This is a genomic window from Zobellia alginiliquefaciens (assembly GCF_029323795.1).
Taxonomy (GTDB): Bacteria; Bacteroidota; Bacteroidia; order Flavobacteriales; family Flavobacteriaceae; genus Zobellia; species Zobellia alginiliquefaciens.
Genome location: NZ_CP119758.1, coordinates 4505936 through 4528413 on the forward strand (window position 1 = coordinate 4505936; position 22478 = coordinate 4528413).

Consider the following 22478-nt stretch of genomic DNA (forward strand, 5'->3'; position numbering starts at 1 on the left):
GAGAGAAGTGTAGGATAAGATGGGAAAATCAAAGAAGTTCTTATGGGTTAAAAATCAATCAATCTGCATTAATAAAATAGCCTAGGGTAGCATAAGTTTGTAGTAACAAAAAAATGAAGAAATGGAAAATGTATTAGTAGCGGGTGCCAATGGTACCACGGGAAAAAAAATAGTAACACTTCTAAACGAGTCTCAATATTTTACACCTATAGCCATGATTCGGGAAGAATCGCAGAAAGAACAATTTGAAAAAGACAATATCGCCACGGTTATGGGCGATTTGGAAAAAGATATATCCCACACGGTAAAGAACATAGACAAAGTGATTTTTGCTGCTGGTTCCGGTGGAAAAAAGGTAGAGGCTGTAGATCAAGACGGAGCTAAAAAATTGGTAGATGCTGCAAAATCGGCAAATTTAAAGAAGTTTGTAATGCTAAGCTCTATGGGAGCCGAAAACCCAGATAAGGCAAGTGACCTAAAAGAATACTTACAGGCCAAGCATAATGCAGATGTGTATCTAAAAGATAGCAACCTTGTGTATACTATTGTTCGTCCGGGTTCTTTAACGAACGATAAGGGAACAGGGAAAATTAAGGCCGAAGCAAGTTTAGAGCAATCAGGGTCAATTAGCAGGGATGATGTAGCCCAGACGTTGGTACGTTCTTTACATGATGATGCGGCTAAAAACGCCACTTTCGAAATTTTGGAAGGTGAGACCTTAATAGGAAAAGCTATAGATTCGGTTTCATAAAATGTAGATATTTTCGGTCGTACGGAAAGATTGTAATATATTCGGGTTTGCCTTAAAAGGCAAACCCGTTTTTTTGTTCAATTTTTTGAAATTCCCCCATTAAAATATGCTTAGAAGAGACTTTATAAAACAGAGTGGTTTGGCTTCTGCCGCTACATTTTTGCCGGTAACTGGTTTTACCATGAAAAACAAACCCAAATTTAAAATGGGGCTGCAATTATTTACCATTCGTGATGCCATGAAAGCAGACCCGTTGGGTAGCTTAAAAAAAGCAAAGGCTATGGGCTATGAAGACTTGGAAATTTATGGTTTTGACCCAGAGCAAATTGGATATTATGGCTATGAGGCAAAAGAATTTAAGTTGATATTAGATGACCTTAACCTCACCACTACCAGTGGCCATTATGACTTTTCGTCTTATTTTGATAAACCCGATGATGAACTAAAAAGGTATTTAAACTCTTGTATTCAAGGGGCTCACATTTTAAACAAGCCTTATATAACTTGGCCTTGGTTGGCTCCGGAATTTAGAACAATTGAAAATTTTAAAATTCTTTCGGAAAAACTGAATTGGATGTCGGAATATGTAAATGCCGCCGGATTAAAATTTGCGTACCATAACCACGATTTTGAATTTACGGACCACAATGGGCAAACCGGATATGATATTCTATTAAAGGAAACTAACCCACAATTGGTAAAGTTACAGATGGATATGTATTGGGTAATGCATTCCTCAAAAAAGACACCACAGCAACTTATTACGGACAATCCGGGCCGCTTTGTCATGTGGCACATAAAGGATATGGATAAGGAAAGCCGTGATTATACGGAACTGGGTAACGGCTCTATAGATTATAAAAAAATGCTTTCGGGTATAGATACGGATGCATTAGAGTATTATTACATAGAACAAGGCAGTAATTTTGCCAAAAACTCCATGAAGAGTATCGCTGATAGCGCTAAATTTTTCAAAAAGAACTTGCAACAATATCTTTAAACCAATCTCATGAAAAACAACACAATTAAAACATTAGTAATCGCTCTGGCGGTTGTAGGTTTTACCGCTTGTAATGAAAAAAAGCAGAAAGTAGAGGAGAAGGAACCTATGGTAAACTATGATGAGCCAGTTTCTGAACTGCCCGTTGACCGTTTGAACTTGCCCGCTGGTTTTAAAATAGAAGTATATGCAGATGGTATAGATGGTGCGCGTTCTATGGCTATGGGAGACAACGGAACCTTGTTTGTAGGTACAAGAAATGAAAAACGTATTTATGCCGTCCAAGATCGGGATAAAGATTTTAAAGCGGATCATATAATTGAACTGGATTCTACCTTGGAATCTCCCAACGGAGTGGCATTTAGAAATGGGTCGTTGTATGTGGCAGATGTGAGCAAGCTCTTTAGATATGATAATATTGAGGAAAATCTAGACAGTCTTCCTGAGCCCAAATTGATTTATGAAGATTATCCTGAAAATTTTCACCATGGATGGAAATACATTGCTTTTGGACCGGACGATAAGCTGTACGTGCCCGTAGGCGCGCCTTGTAATATTTGCGATTCTACTTCCGTAGATGAGCGTTTTGCTTCTATTACCCGTATGGATCCAGACGGAAGCAATCGTGAAGTGTATGCCCGTGGGGTTAGAAATACCGTGGGTTTTACATGGCACCCAGAAACAAAGGAAATGTATTTTACGGATAACGGTAGGGATATGATGGGTGATGATATTCCCCCATGTGAGTTGAACCGTGTTACGGAAGCTGGCCAGCATTTTGGCTATCCGTTTTGTCATGGTGGCACAATTAAAGACCCTGAGTTTGGCGACCAACACCCTTGCTCGGATTTTGTTTCCCCTGTGCAGACCTTAGGTGCCCATGTTGCGCCGTTAGGGGTCAAGTTTTATACGGGCGATATGTTTCCTGAAAAGTACAAACAGTACGCCTTTATAGCTGAACATGGCTCTTGGAACCGCTCCAAAAAATCTGGATATAGAATTTCTTTGGTAAAGTTTGAGAACAATGAGGCTGTAGCCTATGAAACCCTTATTGATGGCTGGTTGGATGACGAAACCCAAGAGCAATTTGGTAGACCTGTAGATTTATTATTTCTAAAAGATGGTTCATTATTAATTTCCGATGATTTTGGAGATGCTATTTATAGACTGAGCTATGATGATGGGAGTAGTCAAGTGGCTAGTGTGGAGTAGTTTTACGTATGAGGCGTTTAAGAATTTATGATCTTAGTGTGCATTTAATCAGGATAGCATCAATGATGCTACCCAATTATGGTGTTGCATTAAAAGGATGACGAAAAACTAACAGAACAATGGAGAATGAGATTTTAGACTTGTGTAATACTCTAAACAGGGTAATACACGAACCATTGTATCATAATTTCTATAATATACCGAACGAATTGGTGTATAATCAGAAATTTACTTCAATCGACTTAATTGAAGATAGTCAAATAGCAATAGAAGAATTTGAAAGTATTAAGTCAATTGGCCAGCAAGGAAGAAGTACATTACTAATTTATGGGCTCTTACAATCTCTTTTTCTCCAGCAAGACGGACTGTATCATTTGTACAAATGTGTTGTAAATGAAAATATAAAACAAACGGAATTTTTTGAGGCATTCTCTTTCGACAAGGAAATAAGAGATGTTCGAAACGATATTGCGGGACACCCAACAAACAGAAAGAAGACAGAGTTCTATTTTATCGCAAAAGGCCCGATTTCTAAAGATAGATTTACATATGCAGGATATACACCGGAATTCAGAAAGGTTGAAGTTGATTTAAAAACATTCATATGCAAACAATTAGATTTTACTAGAAATGTTCTTCAAAATGTAAACGAAGAAATTTTGAAAAAGATTGAAATGAAAAAGAACGAACATAAAACCAAATCTCTTCAAGAAATGATGGTTGGAACAGGTAGAAATATCCAACTCATTTATCGCGGAATAAGAGATACAACAAGGAATTTTCAAGGTGAGTTGGGAGTTACCACCTTAAAAGCATCTGTTGACGAGATAAGAAGCAATTTAAATATACGGTATAATGATAATTTACCTAGTGGAATATCTGAAGCATTCCGACTGATTGATTATATCCTTAAACGATTCGATCAATGGTGGGCAGAAAAGACTTTGTTTGGAAATGATGATGCAGAAATATTCCTCGATAGCTTAAGAAACCAACTAAACGAACTAGAAGAAATGTTAATAGAAATTGACGAAGAGTTTAACAATTGAAAACGCACCACAACAACACCAATACGCAATGCCCTTTGGGACACTGCGCATAGCCAAAAAGTTATAAAACATTTTGAAAAAAGTTATCTCTATAATACTGCTCACCGTAATATTAGTAAGTTGTTCTGACGGTAATCACACGAAACGAACAGTTTCTGAAACAAGATTTCTTTCTGGAATTTCAAATGATTCCTTGAAAATCAGAACGGAATATCAGCTCATTAAAACAATTGGTGATTCGGTTATCGAATATGAATACTTAAGTAAAATAGACACTACAAGAAATTTTAAAGCACACTATAACAAGTCTCAATCGGAGCTAATCCTAGGATTTACAGGTTATAAAAAGGAAGAAGATAATCGTTTAATTAATCGAGATATTTCAAATTATGGATTTGATAGTTATGTCCATATAAAACCCGAAATAGACGGAATGGGTCCAATTTTATTTAATAAGAAATATGGGATTTTAGCCATTGGAAACCCACTTGGGCCAGCGGCAGCTTTTACAGATAATAAACCTGAATTTAATGTGGTCTATCGGATTTTTGAAAGGCTATATTGAAAAAAAACCCGCTAGTGCGAGGGTCACGCTCGTACCCACAACTAATAGGGCAAAATAGCATAAAAGCATGAGGACAATTCGGCACAAACAATATGCCTACGCTAGCGCGAAAAAAATGTAACCTAAGAGTTTGTATATTAACTATTTAGCGAAAACTCTTTAAGGAAAATAGTTTCAAATCTACCCAGGCTATTGGAGGCATCATTCTCGCAACTGATTACTACCCCATAAAAGCGTATTTTAGTCTAGTAACCTAGAACAGGACTATTCAAATGCATAAGTTAACAGTAGACCTATATTTAAAACCTATTACGATAGGTGAATATCAACAGCTATATGATTTAATGTGTACTATATATCCGCCTGCTTATTCACATTTGTGGCCGGATAAGGGAGCTTCGTATATAAACAGTTTATACGCTAAAGAGAATTTAGAGAAGGAGCTTGGTCAACCAAATTCCGAATACTTTTTCATCACCTATAAAAATGAAAAAGCGGGAATTTTAAAAGTACTTCTAAATGAATCTTTGCCTCCTGACCATACAGTTAACGGAACCAAACTACAACGTATTTATTTAGACCAGTCACTACAAGGAAAAGGTATTGGCAAAGCGCTCATCCTTTGGGTAGAGAGGGAATACAGAACTACGGAAAAATCAACCTTATGGCTAGAAGTGATGGATACGCAAGATCAAGCACTTCGGTTTTATGAGAAATTGGGTTTTAAAAAGGTGAATAGTTTTAGTTTTGATTCGGACTTTATGCATGAAGCTATGAGAGGTATGTACCGAATGGCTAAAGAGATTTGATGTGAGCTGTAGATTATTAAAATTATCAGTAGTTAAAAAGAGGAAAAGTAAAAGAAATATGCTTGTGCTAGCGTAAAAATACCATCAAAGATGAAGAAAAAGTGAAAGCTGAACTCAAACCATTTTGGAATAGGTATTTTAAATTCGATTGGAAATTCGGGTTGTTTCTTCTTATACTGATTTGTGTACCACGTTTTCTACTGGTTTTACAAGCCAACCAAACGGGTAATTATGGTCCTATTGGTGCTATTATGCTTGTTTCTGCACTAGTCCCATTTATTTTCTTAAATAAAAGAGGAAGATATAAGATTGGTTTTAGAGCAACTAAGAAATGGGGTGCATTGGCATTGGCTTTAGGAGTAGGGGCTGCTTTTAGTTTTTTACTTTACTTTTTAGGTCAGGAACTATATGGCAATTCTTTTCAAAACTGGTATGAATATATTGGTAAATCATACCAAATTCCTGCTATAATTTCAGCTGAAGATAAGCTTGTCCTGTTCTCAATTATGGCAAGTACGGGTATGATGTTTAGTCCTATTGGAGAGGAGTTATTCTTTAGGGGCATTGTTCATGGAGCTTTCGCGAAGTCCGTTGGAGAAAGAAAAGCATCGCTAATAGATAGTTCAGCTTTTGCGCTTACATATATAGCTCATTTTGGATTGTTGTATATAGATGGTAGATGGCAATTTTATATTATTCCCACACTGATATGGGTTTTGGGAATGTTTGTTGTCAGCCTCATTTTTTTTAGAATGAAAACCTCATCAGATTCTTTGTGGGGTTCTATAATTTGTCATGCTGGGTTCAATTTAGGTATGATTTATAGTATATTTTACTTGCTGTAATCTACTGAAAACAAAGGCTTTCTAGTGTCACGCTCGTGCCCATGACAAAAAGAGTAAACCTCAATAAAACATAACTACTTCGTTCAGAAAAAACAGGGTATTTACCTTCTTAGGAGCTAATAAAATTAGCTTGTAATTGGTTTTTTCCTAACCTAGGAAGCCGATTTAGGTAGAACAATGGAAAACCGAGCGCCTTTAACAGGGTCGCTTGTAATTTCTAGCCTACCCTTATTCTTCTTTAAATAATCCAAACAGGCGTTTAATCCAAAACCTGTTCCTTTTTCATCAAACGTTCCCAATTGGGTAAAGAGCTGTTCACCCTTAAAGATGGTATCTATTTCCTCTTTGGAAAGGCCTGTGCCTGAATCTTGGACTATGGTATGGACTTCATCCTCTTTAACCTTCACGGAAATATGTATTTTACCTTTTTCTGGGGTGAACTTAATGGCGTTGTGCAGAATGTTCCGAACAACAAAAGCATAATTTTGTTCGTCGGCATAGATAGTATTATCAATACCTTCCATAGTAAAATCTATTTGTTTTTCCAGTAGCATACCTTCAAACAAACCGCCCATTTGGGTAATGGTATCTTTGCACATGAATAGGGTGAAATTAGCGGGTTTATTCTGGATTTGATCTTGTGACCATTGTAGTAGATCCGTTAGGAATAGATCTAGATTACCAATATGTTTTGATAATCGCGCTAAATACTCCTTTTCTGTTTCTTTGTCAAAATCATTGCACGCCATAGAATGTACCAACCCCTCAAGAGTGGCAATAGGACTTCTTATATCATGGGATATTAAAGTAAAAAGCTTTTTGTTGATGGTATTTAGCTTGGTAAGTTCCTGTTTTTGTCTTTTTATCTTTCGGGTGTAACCAATCACCACTAGAGATATGGGATATGAAATGATAATGGGCATTACAAAAGCAAGCGTAAAACCGTAAACAAAATTAGCAACCTTAATGAAACAAGCGGATAGTAGAAATAAAGAGATGGAAAATAGTACGGAAACTACCACAATTCTATGTGGTTTGCTTAAAATACGCTCTAATTTTTCAATAGGTAGGGACATTCTATAAAACTTCTTCAGGGGTTTTAATTCCTTCAATATTAATTATCAAAAATTGAACGTACACCGCACAGTACAAATTAATTGCCTTGAACGGATTTACTATCAAGCTAGAATTAAACGGATTGTAAATTAGCATTATTGTCTTTACAATAGATGATAAACACCCTATTCTTATTAAAAATGGCATTCTTTAACATAAAGCGTGTGCATTTGTTAGTGTGGTAAAGGTTTGAGTTGATTTTCTTTAGCTAAAATTGTTTCTAGCGGTTTTTCACTGTAGTGGATAGAAATCATTGAAGAGAAATACTGCCGGCTGGCTTTAAGATTGTTTTATAAGCCGGTTACCGTTGGTTTTAATGTAACCTGAAGTTATTCGCTAAACTCCAAATTGACTATTTTCGAGAATTAAAAGAGAAGCAGAATTGATCATCGATTTTAAAAATATTGATTACCTGAAACAAGGTAACAGCAGACAACAATCGGCATATGCTGTACTAGTAAAACACCAGGTTTTTGAGAAACTAGAAAAGTATAGCCCTCTTTTAACGGGTACTATTCCGATTGAAATAGATCTGCCGGAAAGTGATTTGGATATAATTTGCCAGTGTACGGACCATAGGGAGTTTGAGGGTTTTTTAAAGAAGCATTTTGGAAAGGAAAAAGATTTTAGTTTGACCACTGCAACGCAAAACGGAATGGACACCACGGTAGCAATATTTAAATTGGATAACTTTGAAATTGAGATTTTTGGTCAAAACCTACCCACTGAAAAACAAAATGCCTACCGGCATATGATAATTGAGCATAGACTGATACTTAAAAAGGGCAGTGATTTTAGACAGGCCATTATAGAGCTAAAATCAAAAGGTCTAAAAACGGAACCTGCTTTTGCCAAACTCTTGGGAATTAAAGGAGATCCGTATGTAGAGTTGCTAAAACTGGAAGATAATTTAAACTGGAAACATGAATCAAAGTAGAGCCCTCATCTTAATTTTAATCACTTGTTTTCTTTCATTTTCTGTATTTGCGCAGGATACAATTTTTACGGATTATACGGTAAAGGAATTCTCTTTTAAAGGTCGTGATGCCAAAATTGTATTTCCAAAACAAGCACACGCCAACCACTACTGGATTTGGCGAGCAAGATTCTGGGGGCATGAGCCACAATTAGATAAAGCGTTGTTAAATAAAGGTTTTCATGTGGTTTATGTGGACGTTGCCAACTTTTTCGGAAATAATGAAGCGGTAGAATTGTGGAACGACTTTTATGAATTTTGTGTTTCCACGTACGATTTAAACCGAAAAGCGGTTTTAGAGGGAATGAGTCGCGGTGGATTGATCGTTTACAACTGGGCCTCGAAAAACACGGATAAAGTTTTTAGCATTTATGCGGATGCTCCCGTTTGCGATATTAAAAGTTGGCCAGGAGGAATGTACAATGGGGAAGGTAGTCCAGAGGCTTGGAAACTTTGTTTGGCAGCGTATCAACTTGATAGCGTTTCAGTTAAAGACTTTACAGATATTCCTATCAACAATGCAGTAGAAGTTGCCAAGGAAGGTATTCCCGTAATGCATGTGTATGGAGATGCAGATGTAGTGGTTCCCTATGATGAAAATACCGCTAGGCTTTCGGAAAAGTTTAAAGAGGCGGGAGGTTCTATTGAACTCATCGGAAAAAAGGGGGTAGGGCATCACCCGCATAGTTTAGAAAATCCATCCCCAATTGTAGATTTCATTTTAGAAAGCGTAGGATACCATAAGTAGCTAATAGAATCTGCAGCTTCAGCTTTCAATCTCAAAAAAAAGAAGTAAATAAAGTGGGTATCCGGTTAAACTTTAAACAAAAATAAACGTCCAATAAGAGATTTGGTTTCGGCTTTTTCAGCACCTCTTACCTTAAATAGTAGAAGGTTTTGGTTTTACTTTATATCTGTAGGAACCCAGAACAGATGATTGAATATTGGTGTGCTTGTAATACGGTGTTGATAATCAGTAGATTGGTGTAAGTATAGGCGATTTTACCTATGAATCTAAAAAAAAAGAATAGAATGGGATTAGTGGAAACCCTTATTAAAAAGGTACTTGAAAAAGGAATGATTGTACAGAAGACCCAACTGTCGGAATCTGTTTTTAAAATTAGGATACGGAGTGAGCACATAAAAAATGTGGATTTTGTTCCTGGATATTTTATCCGATTAGGAGTAGGTATCGGTAAGGATGAAATTGGACTTAAAGATAAAGTAAGAAGTTATTGTATTTGGTATATAGACCGGGAAAATGAAACCATAGACCTAGCCATTGCCACTCATAGTGGAGGTATTGGGGCCGAGTGGGCCGGAAATTGCCAAGTAGGCGATGAAGTATATTTTAAATGGAAAAAAGGGAACTTCCTTCTGGATGATACAGCGGACAGTTACCTCATGATCGGTGATTTATCGGCATTGTCCCACCTCTATATGATTAACCGCCATTTGAGTAATGCGAAGCAGGTAGAGAGCCTTATTTATACTTCAGACCTGAGTGAATTGTTTTCAGATGTAGATGGAACCGTCCCTTTCGATTTTTATGAAATGGACCAAAACCCAACAGCAGTTCTTAGTGAGGTGTTGCAAAAACTGCTCCCTAATATGTCCGGTAAAAAGATGGTCTATATTGCAGGAGACAGTAGGGTTTGTGTGGCTTTGAACAAATATTTTAGAAAGGAACTGAACTGGAATACCAAACAAATTAAAACAAAACCTTTTTGGAATCCTGGTAAAAAGGGGTTGGAATAGTTTTCTGTATTCAATTTGCAGTAGGGGTGTACTGATCATTATTGTCTAAACGAACCCCTGGTTACAGATTTACCATCTGTGACCGTTTTTTGACCTTTATTCCAATGTTATTAAGGCACATCTTTGCAGGTTCGATCAAAAACCTTAAGTAAAAACTAATACATAAAAAAATGAGTGAAAATCCAGTAAAGAAGAAAACTTCTAAAGTAAGGGTATATGTAGATATTTTCTTTTTTGCCTTGATGATTCTTGTGTTAATTCCTCAAACTACGGGTGTACCTATTCATGAATGGGCAAGTTTTATCATTATTATGCCTTTCTTTTTGCATCTTATTATTAATTGGGAATGGATTCGTGCAAATTCCAATAAATTTTTCAAGAAACAGCCTAATAAGACTCGTTTTGACTATGTTTTCAACTGGATTTTATATCTATTTATGGTGGTTGTTACCGTTTCCGGAATAGTAATATCGGAATCCGCCTTACCATTGGTGGGTATCCATTTTGAACCGGATGCATTTTGGTCTAAAATTCACGATGTGAGTGCTACATTATTTATGGCCTTACTAGGTGTACACATTGCCCTGCATTGGAAATGGATTGTTGGAGCCTTTAAGAAACTTAAGTTTAAAAGCGATATACATCATTTAACAGATGTCAAACGAATTCTAGGTACGAGTTCGCGCCAATTGATGTATATAATTGTATTCAGTATTTTTATGTCTTTTGTGATCTATATTTTAGATTATAGCGAGTGGGCAGATAGCCTGCGAATCACAAAAGAAGTGACGGAAAGAGCGCAAAATGAAACTTCTGAGGGTCGTCCTAAAACTTGAATGAGATACGTGCTTCCCATGGTGAAGGTTACGGTTCTAATGACTATTCCAGCATTGATTACGGGAGGTATTCTTAGACTTAAGAAGAGAATAAAAAGGGCTTAATTCTATACCTAAGCACAATAGATTTATAAAGTACATTCTATAAAGACGTCTTTTTTTAGATAATTTATGTAACCAGTTACGATATTATTTTTATATTTGAGTAACCAGTTACATATATGACTATGGATGACTATTTATCAGAGATAGAATTTGCAGGATTAATAAGTAGAATCAAGCGATTGAGTGATGAAATCCTTTATAGCACAAGAGATTACTACAAAACGGTGGGTTTGGATATTGAGCCTAATTGGCATTTGATATTCTTATTGTTAGAGGAGCATGAGTCCATGACCATTACGGAAATAGCGCAAGAGTTGAGAATGTCACATCCCGCATGTGTCAAGATTATCAACAAAATGAAGAAAAAGGGATATGTAACCACCAGAACAGATGATCGCGATTTGAGAAGACAATTGCTAGAGCTGTCTGAGAAATCCAAAAAACAGCTACCTCTTTTCCATAAACACTGGAACGCTGGAATGAAAACGACCGAAGAGCTGGTAGCCAACAGTCCGCATTTTATTAAGGAATTAAAAGAGATGGAAATTAAGATAAGTAAGAAAAGTTATAAGGAACGAACATTAAACAATTTAGATTTGAGATGAACCTGCTTGCTGAAATATTGGGATATATTGCGATTGGTACGGGATTTTTTGCGGCAACCAAAAAAGAAATGGGGTCATTTAGAATATGGCACCTGGTTTCCAGCTTTTTCTATATTATTTACGGACTATTCTTAAAATCCGGCCCGTTAATTATTGCCGGTGTTGTTTTCTGTATTATTCATGTGTACCATTTAAAGAAGTTAAAAGACAATCATATAAATAAAACCCATTAAGACTAACTTGCGGAACAAGCTTTAAAATATAGGTAAAGCCAAAATGAGATTATGACCGCCGAGAACCAGTTAAGGAAGCATATTGAGGAAGTAGTACACTTAACAGATGAGGAGTACAGATTTGTGCTATCTCATTTTTTGATTGAAAACTATAGAAAAAATGATTTTCTTATCCGTTCAGGGGATAAAACAACACAATGTTATTATGTGGTGTATGGCTTGTTAAAACTGGTTTTAGAGGATGAAGACGGAAAGCAACATATTGCATCTTTTGCCATGGAAGACTGGTGGGAAAGCGATTTTTCTGCGTTTTTCTCTGGAAATAGGGCCAAGTTATCTTTACAATGTATTGAGGACAGTAAGGTGTTTGTCATCTCATTAAAGAATTATAATAAACTCGCTGCGGGTTTGCCTAAAATGGAGCATTTCTTTTTAAAGAAGTCTCATTCTGGTCATATTGCTTTACAAAATAGAGTCTTATCTTTTCTAACTTCTAACGCTACGGAAAGGTACGAGCAGCTTCTAAAACAACATCCGGTCTTGTTTCAACGCGTACCTAAAACTCTTTTAGCATCTTATTTGGGGGTTTCTCGGGAAACGCTCAGTAGGCTTTCTTCTTAATTCTTCCATTGAATGTAATTGTGATGTTTGTCACATGTTAACCCTTTTCTTGTTTGAATCTTTGTAATAGGATTTTAATGAATAGGTATGAACTATAAAAGCGGAATGTTGGCAATTCTAACGCTAAGTGGAATGTCATTGGCCGCACAAAACATTGCAATGGAAAAAAGAACAATTAACCCTTGGGAGTGGCAAGACCAAAGAAGTTATGTACAGGCTGTTGAAGTAACAGATGTTCATGGAACCCTTTATGTATCTGGTCAAACCGCCATAGATGCCGATGGTAATACAAGCACGGCCGATATGAAAAGTCAGCTTAAACAATCAATTCAAAACTTAGAAAAGGTTATAGAGGATGCTGGTTATAGCTGTGAAAATATAGTAAGGCTAAATGTTTATACAACCTCTACGGAGGAGCTTTTTAGCTGTTTTGATATTTTCCAAGATTGGGTAAACGAGCAAGGTATGAAACAGGCAAGTACGTTATTAGAAGTGAAAAGTCTATTTGAAACGCTGAAAGTAGAATTAGAAGCAACAGTAGTAAGGTAGCATAAAAACAAAAAAGCTTACTGATAAACCAGTAAGCTTTTTACTATTGGGGGAACTACAATTTAGTTTAGGCTAGCCAAAAGTTTTTCGGCTACTAGTTCAGATGATGCAGGGTTTTGACCTGTTATCAAATTGCCATCTTGTAAAGCATAAGCGGCCCAATCCTCTTTTTTAGAATAGATTCCGCCATTTGCTTGTAACATATCCTCTACCAAGAAAGGAACAACATTAGTAAGCTGCACTGCTTCTTCTTCCGTGTTTGTGAATCCGGTTACTTTTTTACCTTTCACAATTGAGTTACCGTCTTTTCCGTTTACTTCTTTCAAAGCAGCAGGGGCATGACAAACAAAAGCAATAGGTTTATCCTGCGTATTGAATTTTTCGATCAGGGCTTTAGATTGAGCATCTGTTGCTAAATCCCACAACGGACCGTGACCACCAGGGTAGAAAACCGCATCAAAATCATCGGCATTCATATCCGCCAATACCTTTGTATTCTTGATTTTTTCTTGAGCAACGGGGTCATTGTTAAAACGCTCGGTATCCGCAGTACTCGCATCCGGAGCATCACTACTGGGATCAATAGGAGCTGCACCACCTTTTGGAGTGGCCAAAGTTATTTCGGCTCCTTTATCCAATAAAGTATAGTACGGGTTGGCAAATTCTTCTACCCAAAATCCTGTTTTTTTCCCTGTATCTCCCAATTTATCATGAGAGGTCAAAACGAATAATATTTTCATGTATATAGTTTTTAAGTTACTGTTATGGCTAGTATGCCATTTTTACGATTTTCTCTGCATCTTTTGGGGTTAATGCTTGACGCTCGCCAAGACCTTCCCAACCACGATCGGTAAATCGTTGGGCAATTTTTTCAGCGGTACCTTCGTACTCCGAAGTATAATCGGATAATTTGGTATCGATACCCAACTCTTTAAAGAAAGCTTCGGTTTTTTCTATAGCCGCATAGGCTTTATCGTCAATGCTACCTTCTGTAATATTCCAAACACGTTCACCGTACTGGGCCAATTTTTCCTTTTTAGCCTCAAAATTGTACTTGTAGTGACTTGGGGCAACAACGGCTAATGTTCTAGCGTGGTCTATCCCGAACAAGGCAGTAAGCTCGTGGCCCATCATATGAACGGCCCAATCACCAGGAACCCCTTGTTGGATAAGTCCGTTTAATGCCAAGGTACAACTCCACATAAAGTTAGCTGCAGCTTCATAGTCGCTAGGGTCTTTGATCACTCTTGGAGCTATCTCAATAAGCGTCTGTAAAATACTTTCGGCAAAACGGTCTTGCAAAAATCCACCTACCGGATAGGTCATGTACTGTTCAAGAACATGGGTAAAAGCATCCGTTATACCGTTTACCAATTGTCTTTCTGGAATGGAAGTAATCACCTGTGGGTCAAGAATGGAAAACTGCGGGAATAGGGCAGGTCCTCCAAACGCTAATTTCTCTTGAGTTTCCTTTCTAGAGATTACGGTACCGGAATTCATTTCAGAACCCGTAGCCGGTAAGGTTAAAACGGTACCAAAAGGCATCCCTTTTTTCATAGGCTCTCGTTTTCTTACAAAATCCCACGGTTCCTCACCTTCATAAACTGCAGCAGCAGATAAAAATTTAGTTCCATCAATTACGGAACCTCCACCAACGGCAAGAAGATAGGTGATGTTTTCTTCTTTGATGACCTTTAGGGCATCCATTAAAACAGCGTATTCCGGGTTGGCAGGAATTCCACCGAACTCAACAACATCAGCTTCGCTCAGTGCAGCTTTAACTTGGTCGTAAACCCCATTCTTTTTGATGCTTCCACCTCCATAAAGCAGTAATACTTTAGCATCGGATGGAATCTCATCGGTTAATTTTTGGATAGTATCTTTCCCAAATATAATTTTAGTGGGATTCTTAAATTCAAAATTATTCATAATGTATTCTCTTTTTCAATAGTTTCTGTCGTTATATTTTAACGACCATTTTTCCTTTATTTTTTCCATCGAATAAATCGATGAATGCTTGAGGGATATTATCAAAACCCTCTACGATAGTTTCACTGTAGGTCAATTTTTCTTCACCTAACCAAGTAGCCAGTTGTTTGATAGCTTCTGGGAATTTCTCCGCATAATTTGAAACAATAAAACCTTGCATAAGCGCACTGTTCTTTACTAAAAAGGGTTGCACACTAACACTCTTGGGCAGTTCAGTATTGTTATAGACCGAAATGGCCCCACAGATAATTATTCTCGCAAATCTGTTGATGCTGAACAAAACGGCATCCGAAATAGGTCCGCCAACATTATCAAAATAAATATCAACTCCGTCAGGAGCCGCCTCTTTGATAGCTGCGGTCATATCTTCGGTAGTGTTGTAGTTAATACCTTCATCAAAACCGAATTTCGTTTTCAGTAGGTCTACCTTTTCATCGCTACCAGCAATACCAATGACCTTAAGACCTAGAATCTTTCCTATTTGGCCCACTACGCTACCCACGGCGCCAGCTGCACCGGAAACCACTAAAGTTTCCCCGGCTTTGGGTTTTCCTATTTCTGTAAGACCCAAGTATGCCGTTAATCCTGTCATACCCAAAATTCCTAAATAGGCGCTCAAGGGTGCTTTATTGGGGTCTACTTTATTAAGACCTTCTCCAGTGGAAACCTGTTGGGTCTTCCAATCTAGCATGCCGGAAAGGTAGTCGCCCTCTTTATGCTCATTGTGCTTAGATGCAACAACTTTTGCCACTATACCTGATTGAACGGGTTTGTTCAATTCAAAAGGAGGAACGTATGATTTGCTGTCATTCATTCTGCCACGTAAATAGGGGTCTACTGATACGTAAACGGTTTCCAAAAGAACTTCCCCATCCGTTATGTCTAATGCGACATCCTCTTCAACAAATTCAAAATCCGATACCGAAGGTTTTCCCTTTGGTCTATTTTTTAATAAAATTGTTTTCATGTTTTTCTTCATTTTTAGTCCAAAACTGTTACTAAATCTTCAGTGCTCTTTCTTACTTTTACTAAGTCGGATAACCAATCTTCTTTTGCATCTCTATACCCTATTGGCAACAGTACACAGCTGCGCAGGCCTTTTTTGCGTAGTCCAAGAATTTTATCGACCGCATCTGCGTCAAAACCTTCCATTGGTGTAGAATCGACTCCCTCAAAGGCGGCAGCGGTTATAGCCTGTGAAAAGGCAATGTATGCCTGTCTTGCTGCATGTTGAAAGTTTTCTTCGGCATCTCTCTGTGGATATATACCTAACAATTGTTTTCTATAATTCTCCCAACCTTCGTTCTTAAAACCACGAATCTCATTGGTGAGGTCGAACATTTTATTGATACGTTCCTCGGTATACGTATCCCAAGCGGCAAATACCAATAGATGTGATGCATCCGTAACTACGGATTGGTTCCAAGCTACAGGCTTGATTTGTTCTTTTAATTCTTGATTTTTTACTACAATAATCTCAAAAGGTTGTAGACCACTAGAAGTAGGGGCAAGGCGCGCCGCTTCTAAAATACGGTCAACTTTTTCCTGCGGAACGGTTTTTCCGTTCATTGCTTTTGTAGCGTATCTCCAATTTAATTTATCAAGTAATTCCATTTTATCGTATTTTAAGATAGTTGTATTTATTTTTTTATACTGCTCCAAGCCGACTGAAAAGCTTCTTCTAAATGTTCCTCCGTCAGTTGAAAAGAGCCTCGTTTTTGTGTGATCATCAGAAAAGAAAGCGGGTTAATGGCGTATGCATATAAGATGTAATCATCTAAGGGTTTAATAGAGCCTTCCGCCTTGCCACGAGCCCATAGATCCAACAAAGGTTGTAGATGTTTAATACCTTCCATACGGCTAGGTTCATCTATTATAGGAGTGTTGTCACATTGAGCAAGGAACATAGCTTCTTCACATTCCTTAAGTTTAAAATCGGCTATGCGTTTCCAAATGAGTTCAAAGCCCTCCGCAACATCCATTGTTTCATCAAAAGTGGCGAATGCGTATGCTGTAAAGGCTGCTTTTACTTCTATATACACCTGATTTACCAAATCTTGTTTATTCTCAAAATAGAGATAAATAGTAGCAGGGGACACATTGGCCATCTTAGCTATTTTGGACATAGGTGCCGCATGAAAACCACTGTTGTTTACCAACTCTATGGTAGCTTTTACCAGTGCATTTCTCTTAATTTGACTCTTTGTTAATTCTGCCATGATTTCTAATTCTGGTCCAAAGGTAAGAACAAAAATGAACGTTCATTCTTTTTTAACAAAGGTTTAGTTTTTAAGTCCAGAATGGCAGGCTCATGCTTCCGTTTACTTTGTTAAATTTGTAGGGCAAGGGTTTTAATAATTCAATTGCCTTTTATAAATACACTAATCTATTTTTTGAAAATACCAGATTATGAGGACAGGATTAAGCGTAGCGACTATTTTATCAGATTTGAAGCAAGGAAGCGTAGATTGGCAAGAATTGCTAGAAAATGTAATAACAAGTTTTGATTGCAGTACGGGTACTGTTCATTTTCTAGATCAAGAAACATCGCTTTTAAAAATACAGGCACATAAAGGAATTCCACCGTTTTTAATCCCAAAGTTATCTACTATTCCTATTGGAAAAGGAATGGCGGGAATTGCTGCTGAGCGGAAGGAAGCCGTAGAAATGTGTAACCTCCAGACGGATGATTCCGGAGTGGCACGTCCTGCAGCTAAAGAAACTAAAGTAGAAGGCTCCATTGCAGTGCCTATGTTGCTCAATGGAAAACTTTATGGAACATTGGGCATTGCCAAGCCCGTACCGTACGATTTTACAGAGGAAGAGCGTAAAAATCTACTAAAAATAGGGGAGGGGATGAGCAAGGTTTTAGCGGACTGATCTATTTTGGGTATTATTAAAGGGATAAGGTGAGACCTAATTTTAGATTGGATGAACGGTCGCTTTCAGAAGAAGTAGAGAAGCTGCTGTAGAAATAATTATACAGTGCGGAAATGCTAAGGTGTTCCGTTAGTGGCATTTCGGCCTTAACTTGTCCCAGTATTCTATGATTGGCCATATAACGGTACAAAGGCTGATAGTATACGGTTCCCGTAAAGTCTAATCGGGTTTTAGGGAAGGCATATGTAGCGGATAAGTAACTGCTATTTCGGTGGTTATATAGGCGTACCTCCGAGTCTACCAGCTTTTCTATCTCGTACATATAGGCATTCCCAAAATAGACTTTTGCGTTCTCCTCGGAAATTAGTTTTAAGCGAATTCCCGCACCGGCTAAATTCCTGTTGGAAATGGTAAGTAGGGTATTATTCTGATTTTGTATAAAACCTTCCAGTCTAAAGAAGTCCGTTATTTTATGGTTGTATCGTAGGTGAAAGAAATAAGAGTTTTGAAAGTCTTCGTCCTTACTTCTAATAAGATTATAGTTGCCAATAAAAAAGAGAATTTTCTTCAGGTCCTTAGACTTTAATTGGGTTGTAAGGTTTGAACCAATTTGAAGAATATAGGCGCCATTATTATCGGTGTAATTAAAGAGTAAATCGCTTTTAAGGGCAAAACGAACCGAATCTTTTTGCATTCGTTTAGATTCAATATTGACCAACTGGGCATTGGAATTGTATATGAAAAGGAGAATTATGGTAATAGATACTATGAATCGCATTCAATAAACTGTTTTTTCAAAATGCAAAACTATCCAATTTATACATTAAACAGAATCTACTGTGGGGATAATCTTATGAAATGAATAATTTTAATATAAAAATGAGTTTCAGCGAAAAAAATAAAAACAAAAATTGTATTATTGAAGTAATAGATTACAGGCATACGGCCATTTCTTGGTTAAATTATATGGTAAAGTAATCAGGGTAAAAGTTAGTTTATTATATAGTATTTATTTTGATGAAGATAATTGGTCCCTTACAGAATGATATTGAAGACATTCAGTCAATAAGCATTGTGCCCACAATTTTAGATGTGGTTTGCAGAGCTACCGGAATGGGGTTTGCGGCTATTGCTAGGGTAACCGAAGACACTTGGGTAACGTGTGGTGTTCTGGACAAGATTCCTTTTGGACTTTCTGTGGGTGATGAGTTGGCCATAGAAACTACATTTTGTAAGCAGGTTCGGGAAAGTGATAAATTAGTGGTAATGGATCATGTTGATACCGATGAAGTTTATCACAACCATCCAATACCGGCGCAGTACGGATTTCAGAGTTATATTTCCGTGCCTATTATCCGAAAAAATGGTGAATTCTTTGGAACGCTTTGTGCGTTGGACCTTAAACCAAACAAGGTAAACAATCCGCAAATTATTGACATGTTCTCTATGTTTACAGAGTTGATAGCATTTCACCTAGATGCTATTGAAACCATGCGTAAACAAGATACGGCTATAAAAAAGAAAGATAATGAGCTCGCTGCCTATGATTTTATTTCTAGTCATGATTTGCAGGAACCCCTTAGGAAAATCCAAATTTTAACTAGTACCATTGAAGAGCAGGAGCATCAAAACCTTTCGAATAAGGGTAAAAAATATTTTAAATCGATAAAAAAGGCAGCAACCAGAATGCGGCGTATTCTCAATGACCTTTTAACCTATTCAGAGACCGAATTTAAACCTAAAAGTTTCAAGGAACAAGACTTAAAAGTTCTTGTAGAGCGCGCAAAATCCAGGCTAAACAAACAAATAGAGGAAACCAACACGGTCATAGATATTGATACGCTATGTACATTAAATGTGGTGCCCATACAAATAGAACAGCTTTTTTATAACCTTTTTGCAAATAGTCTAAGTTTTAAGAGTTCTAAAAGACCTCTTTTAATTGAAGTGAGTAGTGCTAAAGGATTGGGTAAAACGTTTGGGATGGAAGGTTTGGAGGATAACGTTATGTATTGTGAGATTATAGTAAAAGATAACGGAACAGGTTTTGATCAGCAATACAGCCAAAAAATATTTGAAATTTTCCAACGTCTCAAATTTAAAGAAGACGATAAGTCTACAGGAATTGGACTTTCCATTGTTAAACGCATTGTAGAAAACCACCGAGGGGAAATTATTGCTCTGGGTAAGCCTGATCATTATGCTATTTTTAAAGTGTACTTGCCTTTATAGAGAAATAGGTTTGGCAAAAAATTGACATGGATTGTTCTACAACTCCGTTTATAATTCTACTTAAATCTTCTATAGGAGTTCAGTAATTTATTCTTCGAATATAAAATAGTATTCATTCCAGTGGGTAATTTAAAAGGATGGAAAGATTCTTTCTTTTTTCATCGATAGCCTTGGACTATTTTAATCATTTAGGAAGGAATAGGTAGCTTTTGGGCTTTTATGTCATAAAAATCTACACGTTTTTCATCTTTTTGGTCATTTATTGACGAAATCTACCATACCCTCTAAAGGGGATAATATATTCTTAATTGTACGAATAAGGGATTTTTATCTGCAATAAGTTAGTGTGTTGGCGATTATCAGGGTAAATAAGTACGATTTTACCTGATATCATAGCATAGCATACAAATTTTTTTTTGAAAAAACCTTTATTTGTACCTTTAAAACCTTTAGATATACTTAACTTAAACTTGCGAGAGTATTGCGTTATATGTAATATAAAATGTCTAATGATGGACAGAGAGTCCCCTAATACTATAACTATGGCATTCGTATTATCCAGTATGATGGAATTGGGAAAGAAAGCCCCGGAGTTTAAATTGCCGGATGTGGTTTCAGGAGAGTTATTGTCTTTAGAGCAATTAAAATCCGACAAAGCAACCGTTATAATATTTATTTGCAATCATTGCTTATTTGTGAAACATATAAATTCAAAACTTGTTGAAATAGCTAATAAATACCAAGCTTTGGGCATGCAGTTTATAGCTATTAGCAGTAATGATGTAAAACAGCATCCAGAAGACACTCCCTTTATAATGTCTCAAGTGGCTAAGTACCATAAATACCCTTTTCCTTATCTCTATGATGAATTCCAAGATGTGGCATTGGATTACGGTGCAGAAAGCAATCCGGATTTATTTGTTTTTGACCATAATTTGGAATGTGTTTATACAGGAAGGTTTGATATGACCCGACCCAACATTCAACCAGCTACAGGAGCTGACCTTATTTTGGCCTTGGATCGACTTTTAGAAGGAAAAAGTGTTTGTTCTAATCAATACCCAAGTATGGGGACCAGTATAGCTTGGAGAAGAGGGGTGCATAGAAACGATAATGATATGTTCTACTAAAAGCAGCTCTTTTATAGCTGTGCGGTAGGAGCAGCGCAATTTTTATTGCGTTTTAAAAGCATGTATTCTCCGTTGCTTTTAAAGTCACGTATAGATGTTCCTGCGTATCGCTTAAATGTTTTAGACAGATGGCTCACATCCGTGAAACCTAGGTCATCCGCTATTTGGGTCAATGTAAAATCCGAATTCAATAAGCGTATTTCTACTAATTTCAGCTTTGCTTTAATAATATATTCCCGCAAAGAGATGCTAACCTGTTTTTTAAAAAATTCACTTACATAGGTAGGGGACATCATAAATACCTCCGCTAAATTTTCAACTTTTAATAGCTCTGGTTTATCAATATTTTCGTTGATGAAAGTCAACATTTTTGTAATACGATCATCCATATTACTTTCTGGGAGTTCATAAAAGCTACCCTTTTTTATATTTCTGATCAATATTTCCATTACGGAAATCATCAAACTTTTTATTAAGGCCACAGATTCATTCCCAAAACTTCTAGATTCCTGTAAGATCATAGAAATCAGATTTAACAAATACTGTCTGTCGGTTTCATTTTTAATTATATCTCCCGGTAATTGATTGTAATTGGATAAAATGTAGGAAGCCTCCTTAAACCATTCATTTTTCTCCATTACCGATCCGTTTTCATTTTTGAAAAATGAATCAGTGAATTTTAAGAATACAAATTTAGTAGTTTTTTCAATGGTAAATGAGTGACACTTTAGAGGGGGAAGCAGAAACATGTTGCCCTTTCCGTAGTTGTGGTCATTATAGTTTATGCACTGCGAACCTTGTCCTTCTTTTATTAATACCAACTCAAAAAAATTATTCTTGACAGGGCGTTGCTTCCATTCTGTCATTTCAATTTCTTGTATTTCAAAAGGTTTATGAGCTTCCAATATCCGCATAATAGGCAATTTAGATTGCTAAAATACGATTTTGTACGAGCACGATCCATTTTTATATCCATTTTAACCTTTTAAAATACATAATTATCCTTTTTCTAACCTTCAGAAGAAAATATCTTTGTCTTGTATTTTATGACGATTCTGATTTTAAACTTAATAAAATCTAATACTAGAATCCGCTTTGGCATCAGTATTAATGATGTGTAAATCACCAAACGAAAAGCAGAATATTGGTTGAAGAATATATTGTAGCAGGCCTATGCTTTTGGTAAGTTTTGAGTCAATACCACGACAAATTACTGC

26 protein-coding genes are annotated in these 22478 nt (G+C 36.8%); 18 read left to right on the top strand and 8 right to left on the bottom strand.

Annotated elements, in window-relative coordinates:
• The first annotated feature begins 121 nt into the window (after positions 1-121).
• The 7 genes from P0077_RS18490 to P0077_RS18520 all read left to right on the top strand — a co-directional run bounded on the left by P0077_RS18490 (position 122) and on the right by P0077_RS18520 (position 6231).
• Positions 122-751 carry an SDR family oxidoreductase gene (locus tag P0077_RS18490; RefSeq protein WP_276166680.1) on the top strand — a complete coding sequence of 210 codons (630 nt, stop codon included), beginning with the start codon at positions 122-124 and terminating at the stop codon, positions 749-751.
• 106 nt (positions 752-857) lie between these two features.
• Positions 858-1751: a sugar phosphate isomerase/epimerase family protein gene (locus P0077_RS18495; protein ID WP_276166681.1), complete on the top strand. Its 894-nt coding sequence runs from the start codon at positions 858-860 to the stop codon at positions 1749-1751.
• Positions 1752-1760: 9 nt separating this feature from the next.
• Positions 1761-2963 carry a PQQ-dependent sugar dehydrogenase gene (locus P0077_RS18500; RefSeq protein WP_276166682.1) on the top strand — a complete coding sequence of 401 codons (1203 nt, stop codon included), beginning with the start codon at positions 1761-1763 and terminating at the stop codon, positions 2961-2963.
• 119 nt (positions 2964-3082) lie between these two features.
• Positions 3083-4012 carry a hypothetical protein gene (locus P0077_RS18505; protein ID WP_276166683.1) on the top strand — a complete coding sequence of 310 codons (930 nt, stop codon included), beginning with the start codon at positions 3083-3085 and terminating at the stop codon, positions 4010-4012.
• Positions 4013-4085: 73 nt separating this feature from the next.
• Positions 4086-4577, top strand: a complete 492-nt coding sequence (locus P0077_RS18510; RefSeq protein ID WP_276166684.1) for a hypothetical protein — start codon at positions 4086-4088, stop codon at positions 4575-4577.
• Between the two features lie 272 nt (positions 4578-4849).
• Positions 4850-5386 (top strand): GNAT family N-acetyltransferase, encoded by a 537-nt coding sequence (locus P0077_RS18515; protein ID WP_276166685.1) that lies wholly within the window; start codon positions 4850-4852, stop codon positions 5384-5386.
• A 101-nt stretch (positions 5387-5487) separates the two neighbouring features.
• Entirely contained in the window at positions 5488-6231 is a 744-nt protein-coding gene (locus tag P0077_RS18520; RefSeq protein WP_276166686.1) for a CPBP family intramembrane glutamic endopeptidase, read from the top strand.
• Between the two features lie 152 nt (positions 6232-6383).
• On the opposite strand, the gene P0077_RS18525 is transcribed toward P0077_RS18520, so the two are convergent.
• Positions 6384-7307, bottom strand: a complete 924-nt coding sequence (locus P0077_RS18525; RefSeq protein ID WP_276166687.1) for a sensor histidine kinase — start codon at positions 7305-7307, stop codon at positions 6384-6386.
• A gap of 422 nt (positions 7308-7729) precedes the next feature.
• Between P0077_RS18525 and P0077_RS18530 the strand changes: the two genes are divergently transcribed.
• The 8 genes from P0077_RS18530 (at position 7730) to P0077_RS18565 (ending at position 13030) form a co-directional block, all read left to right on the top strand.
• Positions 7730-8284, top strand: coding sequence for a DUF4269 domain-containing protein (locus tag P0077_RS18530; RefSeq protein WP_349292963.1), 555 nt, complete (start codon positions 7730-7732; stop codon positions 8282-8284).
• Positions 8271-9071 carry an alpha/beta hydrolase family protein gene (locus P0077_RS18535; RefSeq protein ID WP_276166688.1) on the top strand — a complete coding sequence of 267 codons (801 nt, stop codon included), beginning with the start codon at positions 8271-8273 and terminating at the stop codon, positions 9069-9071. The genes P0077_RS18530 and P0077_RS18535 overlap by 14 nt, the downstream gene beginning before the upstream one ends.
• Before the next feature lie 284 nt (positions 9072-9355).
• On the top strand, positions 9356-10081 hold the full coding sequence (locus P0077_RS18540) for a siderophore-interacting protein (protein WP_276166689.1): 726 nt from the start codon (positions 9356-9358) through the stop codon (positions 10079-10081).
• 170 nt (positions 10082-10251) lie between these two features.
• Positions 10252-10917 carry a DUF4405 domain-containing protein gene (locus P0077_RS18545; protein WP_276166690.1) on the top strand — a complete coding sequence of 222 codons (666 nt, stop codon included), beginning with the start codon at positions 10252-10254 and terminating at the stop codon, positions 10915-10917.
• 227 nt (positions 10918-11144) lie between these two features.
• Positions 11145-11627 (top strand): MarR family transcriptional regulator, encoded by a 483-nt coding sequence (locus P0077_RS18550; RefSeq protein WP_276166691.1) that lies wholly within the window; start codon positions 11145-11147, stop codon positions 11625-11627.
• Positions 11624-11860 carry a YgjV family protein gene (locus P0077_RS18555; RefSeq protein WP_276166692.1) on the top strand — a complete coding sequence of 79 codons (237 nt, stop codon included), beginning with the start codon at positions 11624-11626 and terminating at the stop codon, positions 11858-11860. The genes P0077_RS18550 and P0077_RS18555 overlap by 4 nt, the downstream gene beginning before the upstream one ends.
• 51 nt (positions 11861-11911) lie before the next feature.
• The gene (locus P0077_RS18560) at positions 11912-12481 is read left to right on the top strand and encodes a Crp/Fnr family transcriptional regulator (protein WP_276166693.1); all 570 of its coding nucleotides are present in this window, start codon (positions 11912-11914) and stop codon (positions 12479-12481) included.
• Between the two features lie 159 nt (positions 12482-12640).
• Positions 12641-13030 (top strand): RidA family protein, encoded by a 390-nt coding sequence (locus P0077_RS18565; protein WP_276169230.1) that lies wholly within the window; start codon positions 12641-12643, stop codon positions 13028-13030.
• A gap of 62 nt (positions 13031-13092) precedes the next feature.
• Here the strand turns inward: P0077_RS18565 and P0077_RS18570 are convergent, their stop codons facing one another.
• The 5 genes from P0077_RS18570 to P0077_RS18590 are packed head-to-tail and all read right to left on the bottom strand — an operon-like array spanning position 13093 to position 17238.
• Positions 13093-13770, bottom strand: a complete 678-nt coding sequence (locus tag P0077_RS18570) for a type 1 glutamine amidotransferase domain-containing protein (RefSeq protein ID WP_276166694.1) — start codon at positions 13768-13770, stop codon at positions 13093-13095.
• 28 nt (positions 13771-13798) lie between these two features.
• Positions 13799-14959, bottom strand: a complete 1161-nt coding sequence (locus tag P0077_RS18575) for an iron-containing alcohol dehydrogenase (protein WP_276166695.1) — start codon at positions 14957-14959, stop codon at positions 13799-13801.
• 31 nt (positions 14960-14990) lie between these two features.
• The gene (locus P0077_RS18580) at positions 14991-15986 is read right to left on the bottom strand and encodes an NADP-dependent oxidoreductase (RefSeq protein ID WP_276166696.1); all 996 of its coding nucleotides are present in this window, start codon (positions 15984-15986) and stop codon (positions 14991-14993) included.
• 14 nt (positions 15987-16000) lie between these two features.
• Positions 16001-16633, bottom strand: coding sequence for an NAD(P)H-dependent oxidoreductase (locus P0077_RS18585; protein ID WP_276166697.1), 633 nt, complete (start codon positions 16631-16633; stop codon positions 16001-16003).
• A 26-nt stretch (positions 16634-16659) separates the two neighbouring features.
• On the bottom strand, positions 16660-17238 hold the full coding sequence (locus P0077_RS18590) for a TetR/AcrR family transcriptional regulator (RefSeq protein WP_276166698.1): 579 nt from the start codon (positions 17236-17238) through the stop codon (positions 16660-16662).
• A 190-nt stretch (positions 17239-17428) separates the two neighbouring features.
• Between P0077_RS18590 and P0077_RS18595 the strand changes: the two genes are divergently transcribed.
• Positions 17429-17899, top strand: a complete 471-nt coding sequence (locus P0077_RS18595; RefSeq protein ID WP_276166699.1) for a GAF domain-containing protein — start codon at positions 17429-17431, stop codon at positions 17897-17899.
• Positions 17900-17915: 16 nt separating this feature from the next.
• Here P0077_RS18595 and P0077_RS18600 read toward each other — a convergent pair whose 3' ends face one another.
• Positions 17916-18677 (bottom strand): DUF481 domain-containing protein, encoded by a 762-nt coding sequence (locus P0077_RS18600; protein WP_276166700.1) that lies wholly within the window; start codon positions 18675-18677, stop codon positions 17916-17918.
• Between the two features lie 239 nt (positions 18678-18916).
• Here P0077_RS18600 and P0077_RS18605 point away from each other — a divergent pair, with 239 nt between their 5' ends.
• Together P0077_RS18605 and P0077_RS18610 are read left to right on the top strand one after the other, a co-directional pair.
• Entirely contained in the window at positions 18917-20131 is a 1215-nt protein-coding gene (locus P0077_RS18605) for a GAF domain-containing sensor histidine kinase (protein ID WP_276169231.1), read from the top strand.
• A gap of 542 nt (positions 20132-20673) precedes the next feature.
• Positions 20674-21261: a thioredoxin family protein gene (locus tag P0077_RS18610; RefSeq protein WP_276166701.1), complete on the top strand. Its 588-nt coding sequence runs from the start codon at positions 20674-20676 to the stop codon at positions 21259-21261.
• An 11-nt stretch (positions 21262-21272) separates the two neighbouring features.
• On the opposite strand, the gene P0077_RS18615 is transcribed toward P0077_RS18610, so the two are convergent.
• A complete protein-coding gene (locus tag P0077_RS18615; protein ID WP_276166702.1) occupies positions 21273-22175 on the bottom strand; it encodes an AraC family transcriptional regulator in 903 nt (300 codons plus the stop codon).
• Between the last annotated feature and the right edge of the window lie 303 nt (positions 22176-22478).